We start from the raw sequence: 15,514 nt of genomic DNA, 5'->3' as shown, positions 1-15,514 counted from the left end.
TTATGAAAAAAATATGGAAATTGGAAGGAGGGTGATAGGAGTTACTATTCAACCAGTTTTGACTTCCGGTTTATAATACTAACTAACCAATAGAATTTAAATTAGAGGACAGGAGGTTAGAAGAGGGAAGATGGAAGTTACTCTTCAACTTGGTTCAACTTTCAGTTTACAATATAACCAGGCAAGCGAGCTTAAGAAAACAGAACAGCAATTAATTGCTCTTCAATAACCTCCAGCTTCCCTCTTCCAGCTTCCATCCTTACTCCCCATTAAACTGAAAGCCTTATCTTCGCAAAAAATTTGACAATATGAAAAAAATGATATTTCTGGCTTCGGCTGTTCTGGTATTGAATTCCTGTGTGGTAAGAACTGCTACTAAAGTGGTGTCGGGAGCTGTTAATCTAAGCTATAAAGCTGTAAAAGGAACTGTTAACGGGATTAGCTGGGCAGTAAGCAAAGCAAAAGGTAAAATAGATGAAGACCGTTTAGACGGAACATGGAAGGTCGTCGGCGTTTACAAAGGTTCTTTCGAAGATTTTACCAAGGATCAGAATCCCGAAAGTACATTTTCTTCTGAATGTGCAGGTGGCTTTGACCAGATGATTTTTAAAGCTAAAAAATCAAAGTTCAAACCGGTACATTGTAGTACGGATAAAGAAGATTGGGTAAAATACTCTCTTGAATTCGGGAAAAACCCTATCACTAAGGAAAAAGAAAATTATATTGAATACAATTCCAATAATTATATTTCAGTCATTGACGTTAACAGTAAGACGATGGTTCTGGAAGGTAACCTGATGCCTAAACTGGCATTTTCCGGTGCCAAATTATATCTTTTGGAAAAGGTAAAATAAAAATATTAAAGCCTGTCTTCATAACAAATGACAGGCTTTTTATGTATTGAGAGTTTACTATTTTTTCCTAAAGTATTAAGCTTTTAAAACGCAAAGATTTATTTATAACCCGTTATCCTTTTAAGGAAGCAAAGACGGAATCAATTGCATTAATTCTTTCTAAGCTGATGGATAACTTTGTTTTCATTTTTCATATCACGCAGATTTATCGGATTAAGCAGAAAAAAATGCGCGATCTGTTTGATCTACTAGAAAATATAAAAGAATCATTTGAAAATATCTTTCTTGCTGAGAATCTTTGATTCTCTTACACCTTAAAACAACATGATATTTTAATTCTTTGCACCATTGCGTTTTCCAACATAATACAGATGATTTTAAAAAAAAAAATTTAACCTTCCAGATCTGAATATAAAAACTTAGTTATTCTCTATATCAGCAATTTTTTTTCCTTCTTTACCAAGATAATGAATAACCAGCTTCTCATACACTTTATAACCATCATCTACGTTGGTAAATATCAGAATTCCTTTACCTGATTTTGGGAATACAAAAGCAATACATCTTGTCCCCTGATCGGCTCCGCCATGAGATAATCCATATTCACCATTACCCAGATCATAGATTTCAAAACCTAGTCCGAAGTACTTGTTTTCCTTAGTTTTCACCTGTTTTTTGATCATTTCTTGAAATACTTCCGGTTTCAGATTTTTTCCTTTCATCACACTGACCATAAAGTTTCCGTAATCCCCGATTGTTGTATGCAAATCATCAGCGGCATTGGCCGTTTTATTTTTTTCTGTTGGATAAGGTTTACCTTCTTTATCATAACCGATTGCAAATCTGGATTCGTCCGTATTTTGATCCCAGATGTAATTGGTATCATTCATTTGGAGTGGTTGAAAAATCAACTCTTTGGCAAGCTGGTCCAATGTTTTTCCGAATTTCTTCTCCAAAGCGTGCCTTAGATATTCAAAGCCTTCTCCTGAATATTGATATCGGGTTCCCGGCTCAAACTGGAAGTTGAGTTTTTTGTCAGCATTCATCCATCTCCAGTTGGGAAAACCGGTCTGATGGGAAAGAATAAGTCTTGTTGTAAGCTTTTTATGCTTCGGATTATTAGCAATATCCGGGTCTACCCAATAAGAGTCAAGAGGTTCATCTAAATTCCATTTTCCAAGGCTTACCAAGCGTAATACTACCATTGCTGTAACAGGCTTGGTAAGGGAAGCTACATTGAAAAAGGTATTAAAAGGAGCCGGACTTCCCTTTTTGATATCACCAAAAACTTTGATCTGTTTCAGCTCTCCCTCGTCAATGATCCCTAATCCAAGTGTTGGAATTTTATTTTCTTTCAACCAAATTTCTATTTCCTGATCGTTATTAAAAACGGATCTTTGATCAATTGTTTCTTTAGCATGGTGATCAAAGCTCAGCGATCTTGCTAACTTCCAGTCATCATTTTCTAAAAGCCAAAAATTGGTAAACTTAGCTTCACCAACTAATTTCTCGGCCTGCCTGCCTTCTTTTTCATAAAACAGATGATCTCCGTTTTGAACAGCCGCATATACTTTTCCATCTTTGTACATTGGAAAAACCTGAGTGCTCTTATCTATCAAAACTCTTTTAGCACGGTAAATATCCGGAGCTTTACACAGGCCGTTTTTAAAATCAGTGAGGAATTTCTTTTTATCAGAAAAACCACCTTTATCATGATAAAACTCAAAATTATTACTGAGTACGGCCTCTGTCTGTTTAGTATTACAGGCATTAAATCCTACCGAAAAAAGAAGGCTGTCCTTTGACATAATAGTCCGATAAAGAGGATCTGTTTTTGGTAATTGAGCTTGAATACTATTAAAAACCAAAGTAAAAAAAAGAAGGACTAATGAAGCAAAATTTGTCATGATTAAATTTTTGACAAAGATTAGATTTTCATCTGTTTTGTAATGAACAAAGAACCCGACAAAAACCCGACAAAGCCCTGACAGGTTTTATATCATGCTGAATTTCAATCTAAAATACAATTTCTTATTCCGATCAATCTCAGCAGCGTTACGAAGGATAATAAAGATATTGGAGAGTACAATCACTATCATAAGAACCAAAGTAAACTGTCTTCCGAGCTTTAAAAAGATGCCCAGCATGAATACAATGGGTGCCATCACTGTCCATATCATCTGGACTGAAATGATCTGACGAACCAGACTATTTCTCTGCTTCATGGTAAACATCAGAATAAGGGGAACAAAAATATTCAAAGGGGGCAACAGAGTAAATAATAGGGAGGAAAGATTAATAATTTTAATGAGAGAATAATTGATATCAGGTTGTTGTTCTTCCCTCATCTCGGGAATACTTTCATCCTTTACCTCATTATTAATATCAGGAATTATGATAATATCCTGCAACGAAGTTCCTCTATTTCCAAAGCTTGAGCTAATGCTCTCAGAGTATGTCCTTTCGGTTCTGTGCCCGCTTCAATTCGTTGAATCGTTCTGACAGAAATTTTCGACTTTTCTGAAAGTTCTTCCTGGGTCAGATTTTTCTGTTCTCTTACAGCTTTTAGTTTAGACATACAATAGATTACGAAGGATGTGTTTTCAATTAATTTTCCACGGCTAATTTACAGTTTTTTCAGCGTTCTTCGCATTTAGATCTCCCAGTGTTATAAAATAAAACAGCGTTCTGAAAATTTCAGAACGCTGTTTCTTCGGAATATCTTGTATTTGAAATCTATTATTTTTTATATACCTGCACGCCGTCTTTATAAGTTTCCATAACACGGATTTCCTTAATAGCAAAAGGATCTACTTTAACAGGGTTTTTATCCAGGATAACAAGATCTGCTCTTTTATCCTTCTCCAGCGTTCCTTTTTCTTTTTCTTCTCCCCACTGCCACGCAGCATTGATCGTGATTGCTTTAAGGGCTTCATAAGGACTGATTCGAAATTCTGGCCCCAGTATATATCCGGAACGTGTTTTTCTGTTTACTGCAGCATATACCGCAGTAATCAAATCGGGAGGAGTTACCGGCGAATCATGATGAATGGTAAATGGGATTTCCTGATCTAACCCTTCTTTCAAAGGGCTTATTCTCCTTGCTCTTTCTTCTCCAAGCACATTGGAGCGGTGCCAGTCTCCCCATAGGTAAACATGTGTAGGAAACCAGCTTGGCATTATTCCTATCTGTTTATAGCGGGGAACCTGGTCTTTACGGCATACCTGACTATGGATAAGAACACAGCGCATATCTTTTGTAAGCAGCTTTTCTTTTTTAAGACGTTCCAATAAGTTAAGACCTTCATCTATCGCTGCGTCTCCATTACAGTGAATATGAACCTGCATTCCCTGCTGAAAGATAGCTTTAAGTCCTTTATAAGCTGCTTCTGTTGAATAGATTGGTTGTCCCCGGAATCCTGGCTCTTCTCCTTCCGGCGGTACCAGATAAGGTTTTGTAAGCCAGGCTGATTTACCTTGTGGAGAGCCGTCAAAGGTCATTTTTATACCTCCTATCTTAATGTGGCCATTATACTTTTTATAGAATTGTTTCCACTGTGTCAGTTTATCGGCATTCAAGTCATAATCCGGCATAATGATATAATCACCTTTCAACAATCCTTTCTTGTCTGCATCCATAATATGATCAATATTATCCGGGGCAGCACGTCCTTCGCATATGGTGGTCTGTCCACCGGCAAACCAGGCTTTTTCTGCGTCAAGTAAAGATTTGTACTTATCGCTTTCTGCAGGTTTCGGAAGCTGTGTTATTACATATTGTAAGCTATTGATATTGGCATTCTCCTGCATTTTTCCTGTAAGTTGCTTGGTGGCAGGATCTTTGCCAATGATTCCACCGGCAGGATTCGGAGTATCATAGGTAATATTCATATTTTTCAGCAGTAAAGAATTAGCGACTCCCATATGCCCTGAAGTATGTTCTATATAAATTGGATTAACAGACGAGACTTCATCCAGTTCCTGAGCTGTCGGGTGGCGGTGTTCTTCCATAATAGCATCATCATAGCCATTTCCAACAATCATAGTTCCGGCAGGAATTTTATTTTCGGCTATATAATCTCTGAGAACCTTCTGTAGCTGCGGAATTGACATCACCTTTCCGTAAGGCTCAGGTTGCAGATCGATCATCTGTAAAGCAAATCCATATTGCGAAATATGACCGTGGGCATCTATAAAACCTGGCATCAGTGTACGGCCTGCAAGATCGGTTACCTGTGTTTTATTTCCTTTAAGAGCCATAGCCTTATCTTTTTCTCCTGCAAAGACAATTTTTCCATCTTTTACGACGAGAGCTTCTACATAAGCAGCTTCTTTACCTGCCATTGTGAGGATATCTCCATTGTAAAAGATCTGATCCGCATCATGCTTTGCATTACATCCGGTGAGAATAAATGTTGCTACTGATGTTAAGACAAAAAAAAGCCATAATTTCCTGATTGAATGAGGGGTTTTCAACATAATGTATTGGTTTTAAAGTTTTATCAGATCATTTATATAATTCTAAATATAGTGATTTTTTACCATTATTTCCTTAAAATCCGGAACAGATCACATCTGTTCCGGATTTCGGTGTATAGTCATATAAAATTTAGGTACGTGATTATTACGCTGCAAAACTCAGAATAAAGTCTCATATAGGAAACCTTAGAAATACGGATTTTAATTTGTAGGTATCACTTTGATTTTAAACCTTTCAGAAGAGCTGAATTGCTAATTTTCATTTAAGGTCTTTCTTTTATTCTATCTTCTCGCGGCTCAGAATATTTTTTTATTTCCCATTTTATTTTATCTTCTTTCCTTGATGGTCCCTCCCAACCTACATGTATATATCGATTAAAAAGATTATCCAAGTCTGCATCATCAAATCCTTGGTATTTATCACGTATTTCATCAGGCTTTTTACCCCTACCTTCTTTACCAGGAGTAAAATCTGGACGGTCTATTTTTTCTTTTTTTATTCCTTTATATACTTCTCTGTCTATCTCTTCTTTTATTATTCTTTTTAGTGTTTCTTCTTCTGTTTCTTCTTTTCTTATTTTGTTTCTTTTATTTTTTATTTTGTATTTTCTAACTAATTCATTTTTCTCTTCTTCATTCATTTCTTCTATTCTCTCAGTAACTTCTTTTACTATCTTTGCCTTTTTATCCTGAAGATATTTACCTGTTCTTGTTGGGAGTACATTCAATAGGATTCGTTGATATCCAATATCTTTTGTAGCTTTAATAATTCCTTTCTCCTTGAGGATTTTCCCACGATTGTCATTCCATTTAGCCATTCTTTCACCGCCTATACTGCCATATTCTTCCATATATAAGACTGTATAGCCCAGCATTGCCATCACTTCGAGGTTTCCACTTCTGAACCCGAGATGTTTTACCTCGTCAAAATTTTTTTCAAAATACTCATACAGTTTAAATTGTCCCATCCGAGTATCCCCATCCCATTTGGGCAGTTCATTTGAAGCTTCATCATTCCAGAATTCGGTGATATTAAAAATTTTGGCAGTTCCAACCTCAGCATTGATCTCCTCCGCAATTTCGTCAAACTGATGACCTCTTTTCTTCGAATCGTCTTTTTTTCTCCAACCTTTATCTCTTCTTTCCTTCTGATACCCCTTATCTCCTGTGATCATGATAGCATCATACATATCCACTGCTCTATTGACAATCTGCTTGATTCCAAAATAACTGGTGTCATGCTCTATATGAATATCTCCATTCTTACCACTGAACCGTGACCATAATATCAATAAACGATCTCCCCTGGTAGGTATGCCCTTTTCTATCAACCATTTTTTTATAGCATCATTTTCTCTTTCATTACTATTAACCTTCCATGCATCTCTTAGCTTTTCCTGCATTTCAGCTGTGAAATTTTCGGCAACATAATCCGTCCCATAGCCAAGAGGCACTTCTTTTTTTGGAATTTCTTCTTGTTCTCGAAGCTTACAAATTGCTTCTTTTAATTCTTGATTATTGCTTCTTAATTTACTTACTTCCACCACATGTATTCTCTTCTTAGCAATTCCCGATTCTTCATAAAACTTTTTGATAGAATCCGCTTTGTCTGTGGGATCATTGCAGTTTTCATTACCTTTTGTAATGATTACATGAAGCTCATCATCATCCACTAAAGCAGCGGCAATCGCAAACATATCTCCTGTTGCATATCCGGGCTGTATGAGTGCTTTAGATTTAAGCTTAGGATTAAGGATTGGTTGGGCTTTATTAGGGTTATTTGTTTTGTTTTTCCCTTGTTTTTTTGTTGGATCCATACTGTTGATTATTTAATAGGTTATCAGACAAATTTCAAGGTAAAGCTCATGACAGAATAGAGGGGATCGCCCCATTTTTAGAAATTCAGGGTTTACTCTTAGTAACAGATCACATTAGTATATATAGCTATTAACTAATGGATTACCCATCCTATTAAGATCACTATATATTATTAAAACATTTCATTTTTAATCATAAAATTCACCCATAGGAGAATTCCCTTATTTTTAAAAAATCCGTTTTTTCCCTTAATGAAGATTTATTTTTATTCATGAAATTTGTATCAGACAAAAGAGGTCAACAATCTCATTCTGAATACTCAGCCGAAAAAAACACAATGGTTGAATTGAAAGAAAAACCTTTGTAAAAGGATTGTGAAAATTAAAATAATAATAACCATTTAAACCCAAAATATGGCAGACACCGTAAACAACCAGACTACAGACGCTGTAACGCAGACCAATGTTACCGTGCTTGGTGAATCTCCCGCACAGGCCATGAGTATGCTTTATCAGATGGCTACCCATGCCAGTGGAATTTCCATTCAGAATTCGGTAACCAATCAGCAAAACTTGAATCAGCTCAACCCAGCCATTGTTGCTGATGCCATTAAAATTTTAAAAGGATAACCTAAAACCTTACTATCATGAATGAACTTAACAGTGAAAGCCCACAATCTCAGGCAGTGGAAGCCACTACTCCGGCGGAGAAAGCTGTAGTATTTGTGAACAGTGAGGTGCTGGCACCTCCTAAGGCTTCCCCAATGACCGGAGTAACAAAAGTAATGATTGAACAGTCTACAGGAATGATGGTTCAGGATTTACAGTCTTTTTTAAAAGGCTTTGAACAGGTAGGTCTTATTGCATTGAGCAGACTTGCTAATAATTTATTGACCTACGGAACTACTTTCGGGCCGGCTCCGGGCAGTAAAGAGGCATCTACTCCACCAACAGAAATGTTGCAGGGTCAGGATGCAGGAAAAGGAAATGAAATGATGAGAGACTTATTTAAAATGGTAAGTGATTATGCAGAAGTAAAAGCTAAAGTTTCCAATACTATTTACAATGTCAACACGCTTCCTGTCTCTAATGAAACCCATTCCTCTCCTACTTCGTTTACAGAAGTTTCTAACGGAACTGAGGAGAACGAAAAAAAAAACGGGTAGCCCATCCGATTCAGGAAGAAACCTCATCAGAGAAAGAAAATATGAGAAAAAGCTTTATTACGGCTGCACATGAGGGAAAATTAGTATTGAAGTCAGTAAAACTGACACAGCCACTCGTAAAACCAGTAATTACTTCAGGGGAACCTGAAACGCAAACAGAGAAAAAAACAATAATAACCCAACTCATTAACAAATTCAAAAATAATAAGCCATGAATTATTCCTCAGTAACCAAACCTGCTAAAATTTTAAATCTAGAGAGCTTAAGTGATTTAAATGAACGTCTTTATTTGATCAGAGCGCATGACAGCTCTTATCTGGATACCAAAAGTACGGATCACAAAAAAGCTGAAAATAATGCAGACCGTTTTGTATTTAATCTCCAGACCTCAGACATCAACATTCAGCCAACCATCAGATTGGTGAACTGTAAAAGTATTAGAAAGTATACCAACTATCAGTGTTTTGTGGTAGAACCCAAAGAAAAAGCGACAGGAATAGCGGTTGTGATGATCAAACTGGATGATCCCAAATCTTTTTACTGTAATGTAAGAATTCTTCCCCTCACAGCATTGAGCGATATTGCGGCTCCGGAATCCGACTCCAAGCTGCTTACCATCAATCTTGAAAAGGCAAAATGGATCCTCAAACAGATATTACCATCACTCCTTCTGATACAGGAGAAGCTTTATATTCCGTACATGATGTGGATGTATCAGCGGTTTCAGATTTAATAACCAACGAACAGACTGTGGAATTGAAAAGGGAACTGGAATTTCAGGTTTCCAGGCTGATCGCTCACTATTTCCAACAAATTCTAAGAATCATAGCCAACGAAGGCACTGAAAGTCATTCTAAAAGCACGTTCTTTCAAAGTGACTATATTCTGAAACTGCCTCAGGATCAATTAAAAGAAATGCTTTCAGCGAATGCTATTTCGGCGTGTATTGCCCTGGAAGCAGTTGGATATATTGTTGTTCAGGATCTCAATCGGGACTGGAGAGCGGCAGCAGCATTCATTAATTATTTACTGTAATTCTATTATAACGGTAAAAAACGATACCATGAACAGAAAAACACCCAAGAAAGTTCCTGTAGCCCAACGGCCTGCAGCAGTGACTGAGCCTGAAATGGTTCAGGAAGAGATTATGCCTTTTGTTTTGAGGCATGAAGATGAAATCGTAAACTACATCAAGGAAAAAGCAATCAAAGAAACGATGAAGTCATTGGCTCCTTTATTGGAAAAGCTGGAAGAAGCTGTTAAACAGCAAGAAACAGCTCCGGTTCCGGTAGCAGCTACTCCTTCTGAACTTCCTTCTATGAATTATGAAGAACAGTTGAAAAAGCTTCAGGAAGCCTCAACAGCAAAGTTAAGGCAGAAGGAGATCAAAATCGTGGACAGGATGAATAAACTGAATGCAAGATTTGGTAATATCCGTCCATAAATCATCAAACACCAATAGTTATTATGAACGAAATCAATACCATAATCACCGGAATGTCCACAGCAGTACCTCAGGCAATTTCTGCTCAGGTAAGTGCACATTCTACAGGATTAATGCAGATCAATTCTGCACTGAATCAGCAAAGGGACTCTATGATGGGAATAGCCAATAATGTCATGGGAATGAAAAAAATGAGTTCCGGAAAGCTGAAATACAGAGAATTAGGAATTTTAAAAAAGGGAAGATTGTAATCCCGGTTTTTCAATACTATGGATGCGGTTTACTTTCCTGTAAAAAGAAGCTCCGGTGCTATCCATCTATACAATCAAATCAGGTCAATGTCAATTTTTGCACCGTCTTCCCATGCTGTCAATATTCAAAAGCAATCATTCAGAATCCATTTTTAAGCCCAAAGGAATCCCATATTGCCAGCAGATATACCGCAGGAATTCATTTTTAAGACAGATATTAAAAATGGTAACCGCATCCTTTTTTCAACAGCTTTTTTGCTTGTTGAGCTTTAAAGATATGCTTTAAACACACACAGATCTTACAAATAATGGTTTCAACCATTGTAATAAGAATCACCCTTCGGATCTAATCATCAATTATCAGTCTATATCAATGCCTTTGAAATCTATTTCATCTGCAGGATCTGTCGTGGGTTTAAAAATATAATAGAAAATTAGTTTACCTCAATAATTATTAACCGAGATCCAATCTCAAAAAAAAAATTACAACTATGGCAACAGTCAATGAACAAATCACAGATGCGGTAACGCAATCTAACGTAAAGGTAATAGGAGAATCTCCTGCAATGGCTTTAAGCAATGTCTATCTATCCGCAGCACATTCTACAGGTATTATGTTTGAAAATGCGGTAACGAATCAGAATCAACAGAATATTTAGGTCAGGCAGCAACCACTCAGGGAATTCTGCAGATCTATAGCCTGGATACGGTATCTGATGCAGTTTCTATTGCTAAGATTCTAAGACCTTAATTTTTTAGATAAAAATTCATCCTCTCAGCCGGAAAGTCCGGTTGTTTCTAACCCATAAACAATAATCATTATGCCAGTAAACGGACAAATCACAGACGCAGTAACACAGTCGAATGTAAAAGTAGTTGCAGAATCTCCTGCTATAGCTTTAAGTAACGTGTATCAAACCGCTGCACATTCTACAGGTATTATGTTTGAAAATGCAATTAATGCCCAAAATCAACATAATATCTTAACTCAGGCAGCAACAACGCAAGGTGTCACTCAGATTTACAGCAAAGATACCATCGCTGATGCCATCTCTATTGCTAGAATCCTTACTCCTTAATTCATTTTTGCTAAAGGCGGAATATCAATCTAACCACCGGAAAATCCGGATGTTTTTAAACTCAAATAAACAATAATCATTATGGCTAACGAAAAAGCTGGTTCAACAGTAAACGAACAAATCACAGACGCAGTAACGCAGTCTAACGTAAAAGTAGTGGCAGAATCTCCTGCAATGGCATTAAGTAACGTCTATCAAACAGCAGCGCATTCTACAGGAATCATGTTTGAAAATGCAGTGAATTCTCAAAATCAACAAAACATTTTGACACAGGCTGCAACTACTCAGGGAATTTCTCAGATCTATAGTCTGGACACCATTGCCGATGCAGTTTCTATTGCTAAAGTCCTTAATCCTTAATCCTTTTTTTGCTAACAGCAGAATATATCATTATCCGAACGGCCGGAAAATCCGGCTGTTTTTAAACTCAAATAAACAATAATCATTATGGCTAACGAAAAAGCTGGAACAACAGTAAACGAACAAATCACAGACGCGGTAACGCAGTCTAACGTAAAAGTAGTGGCAGAATCACCTGCAATGGCTTTAAGTAATGTGTATCAATCTGCTGCACATTCTACAGGAATCATGTTTGAAAATGCAGTGAATTCTCAAAATCAACAAAACATTTTGACGCAGGCTGCGACTACTCAGGGAATTTCTCAGATCTACAGTCTGGATACCATTGCTGATGCAGTTTCTATTGCTAGAGTCCTTAATCCTTAATTCATTTTTTGCTAAAAGCAGAATTTCATTATCCGAACGGCCGGAAAATCCGGCTGTTTTTAAACTCAAATAAACAATAATCATTATGGCTAACGAAAAAGCTGGAACAACAGTAAACGAACAAATCACAGATGCAGTAACGCAGTCTAACGTAAAAGTAGTGGCAGAATCTCCTGCAATGGCTTTAAGTAACGTGTATCAATCTGCTGCACATTCTACAGGAATCATGTTTGAAAATGCAGTGAACTCTCAAAACCAACAAAACATTTTGACACAAGCTGCGACTACTCAGGGAATTTCTCAGATCTATACTCTGGATACCATTGCTGATGCAGTTTCTATTGCTAAAGTCCTTAATCCTTAATTCATTTTTGCTAAAAGCAGAATTTCATTCTCCGAACAACCGGAAAACCCGGTTGTTTTTAAAACTTAATAAAAAATAATCATCATGGCTAACGAAAAAGCTGGAACAACAGTAAACGAACAAATTACAGATGCAGTAACACAAACTAACGTAAAAGTGGTAGCAGAGTCTCCTGCAATGGCATTAAGTAATGTCTATCAAACAGCAGCGCATTCTACAGGAATTATGTTTGAAAATGCAGTGAATTCTCAAAATCAACAAAATATTTTAACGCAGGCTGCAACTACACAGGGAATTTCTCAGATCTATGCTCTGGATACTATTGCTGATGCGGTTTCTATGGCTAAAGTATTAAATCCTTAATTATAGTGTGTTTTTTAGATTTCTTGTGATCAGGGAGTGCATAATGCACTCCCTGATTCTTTATGGCTATTTATCAAAAAGCACGATTTCGTTGGCATCAATAATACTATTTTGCACAGCGTAGATCACTAATCCGGCCATATTTTTCACTCCTGTTTTAATCATAAGATTGGTCTTATGGGTTTCTACTGTTTTGGGAGAAATAAATAATGAATCTGCAATTTCTTTAGTGCTGAGCTGCTGGCAAACCAACCGTAAAACATCTACTTCCCTATCTGTGAGCTCATTTTTTGAAAAAGCATGAAACTCCGGCAGTTTATTGGAAAACTGGCTTCGCATCACATCAATCTGTTCATTGGAGAAATAATGTCCGGTATTGTAAACGGTATTGATCACCACTAACAGCTCCTCGAGCTCGATTTCTTTGGATAAAAATGCATGAGCACCCATTTTAAGCATCTGTCCCATAAAAGAACGTCTGTAGAAACTGGAAAGCACTATAATCTTGGTTTCAAAATCTTTTTTTGATAAGGCACTCATCACTTCAAGACCATCCCCGTTCGCCATCCTTAGATCCAGAATCAGAATATCCAACGCCGGGATATCTTCACTAAGAAATTGATTTCCGCCTGTTGATGTAAGAACAATTTGATAATTTCCATTATTTTCTATATAATTTTTTAAAAGCTGTACAAACAGCAGATCATCATCTACAATGCCGATTTTAATTTTTGAATGTTCCATATTTATTTTTATTGTATTGCCATACAGGCTATAAATTTTGTTCCTTTTTCAGGTTGTGTTTTAAGTTTATAAATCGCTTTGATTTTCTGTGCCCGTGATTTAATATTCCTCATACCAATACCTCCGGAATGCTTTCCCATGATAAAACCTCTTCCGTTATCTTCAATGGTGAGTATTACGTAATTTAGAGATACTCTCAGGGAGACATCAATTCTTGTAGCTTCAGCATGTTTCAGAATATTGGTAACGAGTTCCTGAACAATTCTGAAAAGGTTCAATTTGACCGGATTACTGATGGGTATTCCTATCGTAATAGAGCGAAAAATCACTTCTATATTTTTATTAACCTGTTCAAGGTAATCTTCAATCAAATCCGTCAGATCAATCTCATTGAGATCCGGAGGGGTAAGATTATGTGATAATTCACGGATCAACTGCATAGATTTTTTTAGATCCCGACTGAGCTCCTCCGGCTTTTTGTCATTAAGATTCAGACGGATGAGATTCAATTGTGAAATAATATTATCATGAAGTTCTTCCGCCAGACGTTCCCTATCCTGTTCCTGTAAGAGAAGCATGCTCTCCCAGTATTCTTTTTGGGTATTACGAACCAGCTGAGAAACTTTTTGTTTGTTTCTTTGTATGCTTTTTAAATAGTTAACAACCAATAATGTAATTAATAAAGTTGTTAAAAAAAATAGTCCAATACCGATCCATATCCATATAACTATCTGATCCTGATTTTCCCAACGCCACATCCCAGATTAATAAAAGCAATATAAAAAGACAATAACAAAACGCCTCTAAAAAGCCATATGGGTGCTACCCAGCTTAGATGATTGCTGATTAAAAAATTAAAAGCAGTGGATATGAGACATTCTACAGAAAAAAATAAAAAAACAATAATATTAACGATGAACATATCCTTTTCTACTCTTCCCTCTTTTATGATCTTCATAAAATATAAAGCTGCATAACTACAAATAATAACACTGGTTATAATATTGGAATAAAAAGTAACCAATGCATCATTTTGTACATAGAACATATTCCCAATCAAGACTAATCCTGCATAACAATAGATGAGCCACCTTACTTCACGGGAAAGCTGAATATAATAATTGTTATAGATCACTGTAAGGATCATCAAACCAAAAACTGGCTCAATGCATAATTATAGGTATTGAGGGTATTGAGCTTCAACATCCGGTCAATTAAGTCCGTCAGTTCCAGGATCAGCTCTCCTGAAAGAAGTATGATCACAGGAAGTTTTGCTTTCGCCTTTTCTTTTATCAATACGATCAATCCTGCCAGTAAGACCAGATTAATAATAACTTGAAGATACAGGGACAGACTGTTATACGAAAACACTACTGCTTTGCTTCAAAAGTTGATAATCACTTAGAGTATCAACGGAAAACGGAGGTCTTGGAGTAGAATAATTTTCTGCCTCTTTACTTATATGATCAACAGCAAGGCTTTCTACAGTAATAATCTCTATGTGGTAAGGAAAATCAGGGTCTTTCTTTTCCATATCATCAGTAAGCCCAAAGAAACTTGTACACGTTTTCTCCCCTTCAATTCCCATTTTTTCATAATCTGTAAAAGGAATTGATATCACTTGAAAAAGATCTTTATTTTGCTGGGAATGCAGCCAGGCCATCCCAAACATATTCCATCTGAAATTACGGTTAATAGCGGATTCAGCGGTAATCGTAGTAGGAAGTACTACCATATCATTACTGCTTTCAATCTTTGATTCCGGGAAATTGAGTAAAAAATCTTTAACAATAACAGTGCTAAAATCAGCATCTTTATCACTTTTAGAATCAATCAGAAAAAACTTTAGTTGCTTTTCATGAATACCTATATACGCATGAATTCTTTTGATTTCTTCTTTTTCCAGATTCTTCGCCCATAGTTCAATTTCTTTTCCTGAAACACTGAAATGAGTTCCCTGATTTAAGTATTTCCAAATTTCTACTCCATTCGTATCATTTTCAGTAGTATAAGAATCGATAAGGTTTTTCCAGTTTCTAAGGGCTTCAAAGATGTTTTCCGTGGTCATGGTAATAAATATTTTTTAATGATAATTATTTTATGAGTTGAAATTTACAAAAAAAATGCACTGCTATCTGCTTTAAATCACATTTAAGTGGAAAATAAAATGTAATTGAATAAAATTTAATATTGTTTTATTTTTAATAAAATAAGATCAGAAACAGCA

21 protein-coding genes and 1 pseudogene are annotated in these 15,514 nt (G+C 36.3%); 13 read left to right on the top strand and 9 right to left on the bottom strand.

Annotated features, from left to right (window positions below):
* Positions 1-308 precede the first annotated feature (308 nt).
* The gene (locus QWZ06_RS07375; RefSeq protein ID WP_290296880.1) at positions 309-854 is read left to right on the top strand and encodes a hypothetical protein; all 546 of its coding nucleotides are present in this window, start codon (positions 309-311) and stop codon (positions 852-854) included.
* A gap of 419 nt (positions 855-1,273) precedes the next feature.
* Here the strand turns inward: QWZ06_RS07375 and QWZ06_RS07370 are convergent, their stop codons facing one another.
* From QWZ06_RS07370 to QWZ06_RS07350, 4 genes and pseudogenes are all read right to left on the bottom strand, one after another.
* Complete coding sequence (locus QWZ06_RS07370; RefSeq protein WP_290296879.1) at positions 1,274-2,761, bottom strand: serine hydrolase domain-containing protein; 1,488 nt, start codon at positions 2,759-2,761, stop codon at positions 1,274-1,276.
* A gap of 87 nt (positions 2,762-2,848) precedes the next feature.
* Positions 2,849-3,432 (bottom strand): annotated as a pseudogene (locus tag QWZ06_RS07365) (helix-turn-helix domain-containing protein).
* A gap of 161 nt (positions 3,433-3,593) precedes the next feature.
* Positions 3,594-5,333, bottom strand: coding sequence for an amidohydrolase (locus QWZ06_RS07355; RefSeq protein WP_290296874.1), 1,740 nt, complete (start codon positions 5,331-5,333; stop codon positions 3,594-3,596).
* A 263-nt stretch (positions 5,334-5,596) separates the two neighbouring features.
* The gene (locus QWZ06_RS07350) at positions 5,597-7,150 is read right to left on the bottom strand and encodes a hypothetical protein (protein ID WP_290296873.1); all 1,554 of its coding nucleotides are present in this window, start codon (positions 7,148-7,150) and stop codon (positions 5,597-5,599) included.
* Between the two features lie 414 nt (positions 7,151-7,564).
* Here QWZ06_RS07350 and QWZ06_RS07345 point away from each other — a divergent pair, with 414 nt between their 5' ends.
* The 12 genes from QWZ06_RS07345 (at position 7,565) to QWZ06_RS07290 (ending at position 12,543) form a co-directional block, all read left to right on the top strand.
* Positions 7,565-7,780: a RebB family R body protein gene (locus QWZ06_RS07345; protein WP_047400697.1), complete on the top strand. Its 216-nt coding sequence runs from the start codon at positions 7,565-7,567 to the stop codon at positions 7,778-7,780.
* 17 nt (positions 7,781-7,797) lie between these two features.
* Positions 7,798-8,316, top strand: coding sequence for a hypothetical protein (locus QWZ06_RS07340; RefSeq protein ID WP_290296869.1), 519 nt, complete (start codon positions 7,798-7,800; stop codon positions 8,314-8,316).
* 211 nt (positions 8,317-8,527) lie between these two features.
* Entirely contained in the window at positions 8,528-9,049 is a 522-nt protein-coding gene (locus QWZ06_RS07335) for a hypothetical protein (protein ID WP_290296867.1), read from the top strand.
* Entirely contained in the window at positions 8,953-9,351 is a 399-nt protein-coding gene (locus QWZ06_RS07330) for a hypothetical protein (protein WP_290296865.1), read from the top strand. The genes QWZ06_RS07335 and QWZ06_RS07330 overlap by 97 nt, the downstream gene beginning before the upstream one ends.
* Positions 9,352-9,379: 28 nt before the next feature.
* Positions 9,380-9,760, top strand: coding sequence for a hypothetical protein (locus tag QWZ06_RS07325; protein ID WP_290296863.1), 381 nt, complete (start codon positions 9,380-9,382; stop codon positions 9,758-9,760).
* Positions 9,761-9,783: 23 nt separating this feature from the next.
* The gene (locus tag QWZ06_RS07320) at positions 9,784-10,011 is read left to right on the top strand and encodes a RebB family R body protein (RefSeq protein ID WP_290296861.1); all 228 of its coding nucleotides are present in this window, start codon (positions 9,784-9,786) and stop codon (positions 10,009-10,011) included.
* Positions 10,012-10,502: 491 nt separating this feature from the next.
* Entirely contained in the window at positions 10,503-10,670 is a 168-nt protein-coding gene (locus tag QWZ06_RS07315; protein WP_290296860.1) for a RebB family R body protein, read from the top strand.
* Positions 10,671-10,832: 162 nt separating this feature from the next.
* Entirely contained in the window at positions 10,833-11,090 is a 258-nt protein-coding gene (locus QWZ06_RS07310; RefSeq protein WP_290296859.1) for a RebB family R body protein, read from the top strand.
* 81 nt (positions 11,091-11,171) lie between these two features.
* Positions 11,172-11,450, top strand: a complete 279-nt coding sequence (locus QWZ06_RS07305; protein WP_290296858.1) for a RebB family R body protein — start codon at positions 11,172-11,174, stop codon at positions 11,448-11,450.
* A gap of 87 nt (positions 11,451-11,537) precedes the next feature.
* Positions 11,538-11,816, top strand: a complete 279-nt coding sequence (locus tag QWZ06_RS07300) for a RebB family R body protein (RefSeq protein ID WP_123856959.1) — start codon at positions 11,538-11,540, stop codon at positions 11,814-11,816.
* An 85-nt stretch (positions 11,817-11,901) separates the two neighbouring features.
* Positions 11,902-12,180: a RebB family R body protein gene (locus tag QWZ06_RS07295; RefSeq protein WP_290296852.1), complete on the top strand. Its 279-nt coding sequence runs from the start codon at positions 11,902-11,904 to the stop codon at positions 12,178-12,180.
* 84 nt (positions 12,181-12,264) lie between these two features.
* The gene (locus QWZ06_RS07290; RefSeq protein ID WP_290296850.1) at positions 12,265-12,543 is read left to right on the top strand and encodes a RebB family R body protein; all 279 of its coding nucleotides are present in this window, start codon (positions 12,265-12,267) and stop codon (positions 12,541-12,543) included.
* A gap of 66 nt (positions 12,544-12,609) precedes the next feature.
* Here QWZ06_RS07290 and QWZ06_RS07285 read toward each other — a convergent pair whose 3' ends face one another.
* Genes QWZ06_RS07285 through QWZ06_RS07265 form a run of 5 tightly spaced genes read right to left on the bottom strand, consistent with a single transcriptional unit; the run spans position 12,610 to position 15,355 of the window.
* Complete coding sequence (locus QWZ06_RS07285; RefSeq protein WP_290296848.1) at positions 12,610-13,287, bottom strand: response regulator transcription factor; 678 nt, start codon at positions 13,285-13,287, stop codon at positions 12,610-12,612.
* An 8-nt stretch (positions 13,288-13,295) separates the two neighbouring features.
* Positions 13,296-14,045 carry a sensor histidine kinase gene (locus QWZ06_RS07280; protein ID WP_290296846.1) on the bottom strand — a complete coding sequence of 250 codons (750 nt, stop codon included), beginning with the start codon at positions 14,043-14,045 and terminating at the stop codon, positions 13,296-13,298.
* Positions 14,015-14,434 carry a hypothetical protein gene (locus QWZ06_RS07275; RefSeq protein WP_290296844.1) on the bottom strand — a complete coding sequence of 140 codons (420 nt, stop codon included), beginning with the start codon at positions 14,432-14,434 and terminating at the stop codon, positions 14,015-14,017. Before QWZ06_RS07275 ends, QWZ06_RS07280 begins: the two co-directional genes overlap by 31 nt.
* On the bottom strand, positions 14,434-14,658 hold the full coding sequence (locus QWZ06_RS07270; protein WP_290296842.1) for a hypothetical protein: 225 nt from the start codon (positions 14,656-14,658) through the stop codon (positions 14,434-14,436). The genes QWZ06_RS07275 and QWZ06_RS07270 overlap by 1 nt, the downstream gene beginning before the upstream one ends.
* Positions 14,645-15,355 carry a hypothetical protein gene (locus QWZ06_RS07265; RefSeq protein ID WP_290296840.1) on the bottom strand — a complete coding sequence of 237 codons (711 nt, stop codon included), beginning with the start codon at positions 15,353-15,355 and terminating at the stop codon, positions 14,645-14,647. Before QWZ06_RS07265 ends, QWZ06_RS07270 begins: the two co-directional genes overlap by 14 nt.
* Positions 15,356-15,514 lie beyond the last annotated feature (159 nt).

The sequence above is a fragment of the Chryseobacterium tructae genome (assembly GCF_030409875.1).
In the GTDB taxonomy this organism is placed as follows: Bacteria; Bacteroidota; Bacteroidia; order Flavobacteriales; family Weeksellaceae; genus Chryseobacterium; species Chryseobacterium tructae.
Note: the sequence above shows the minus strand (reverse complement) of the source record. Positions and strands in the feature narration are given on the sequence as shown.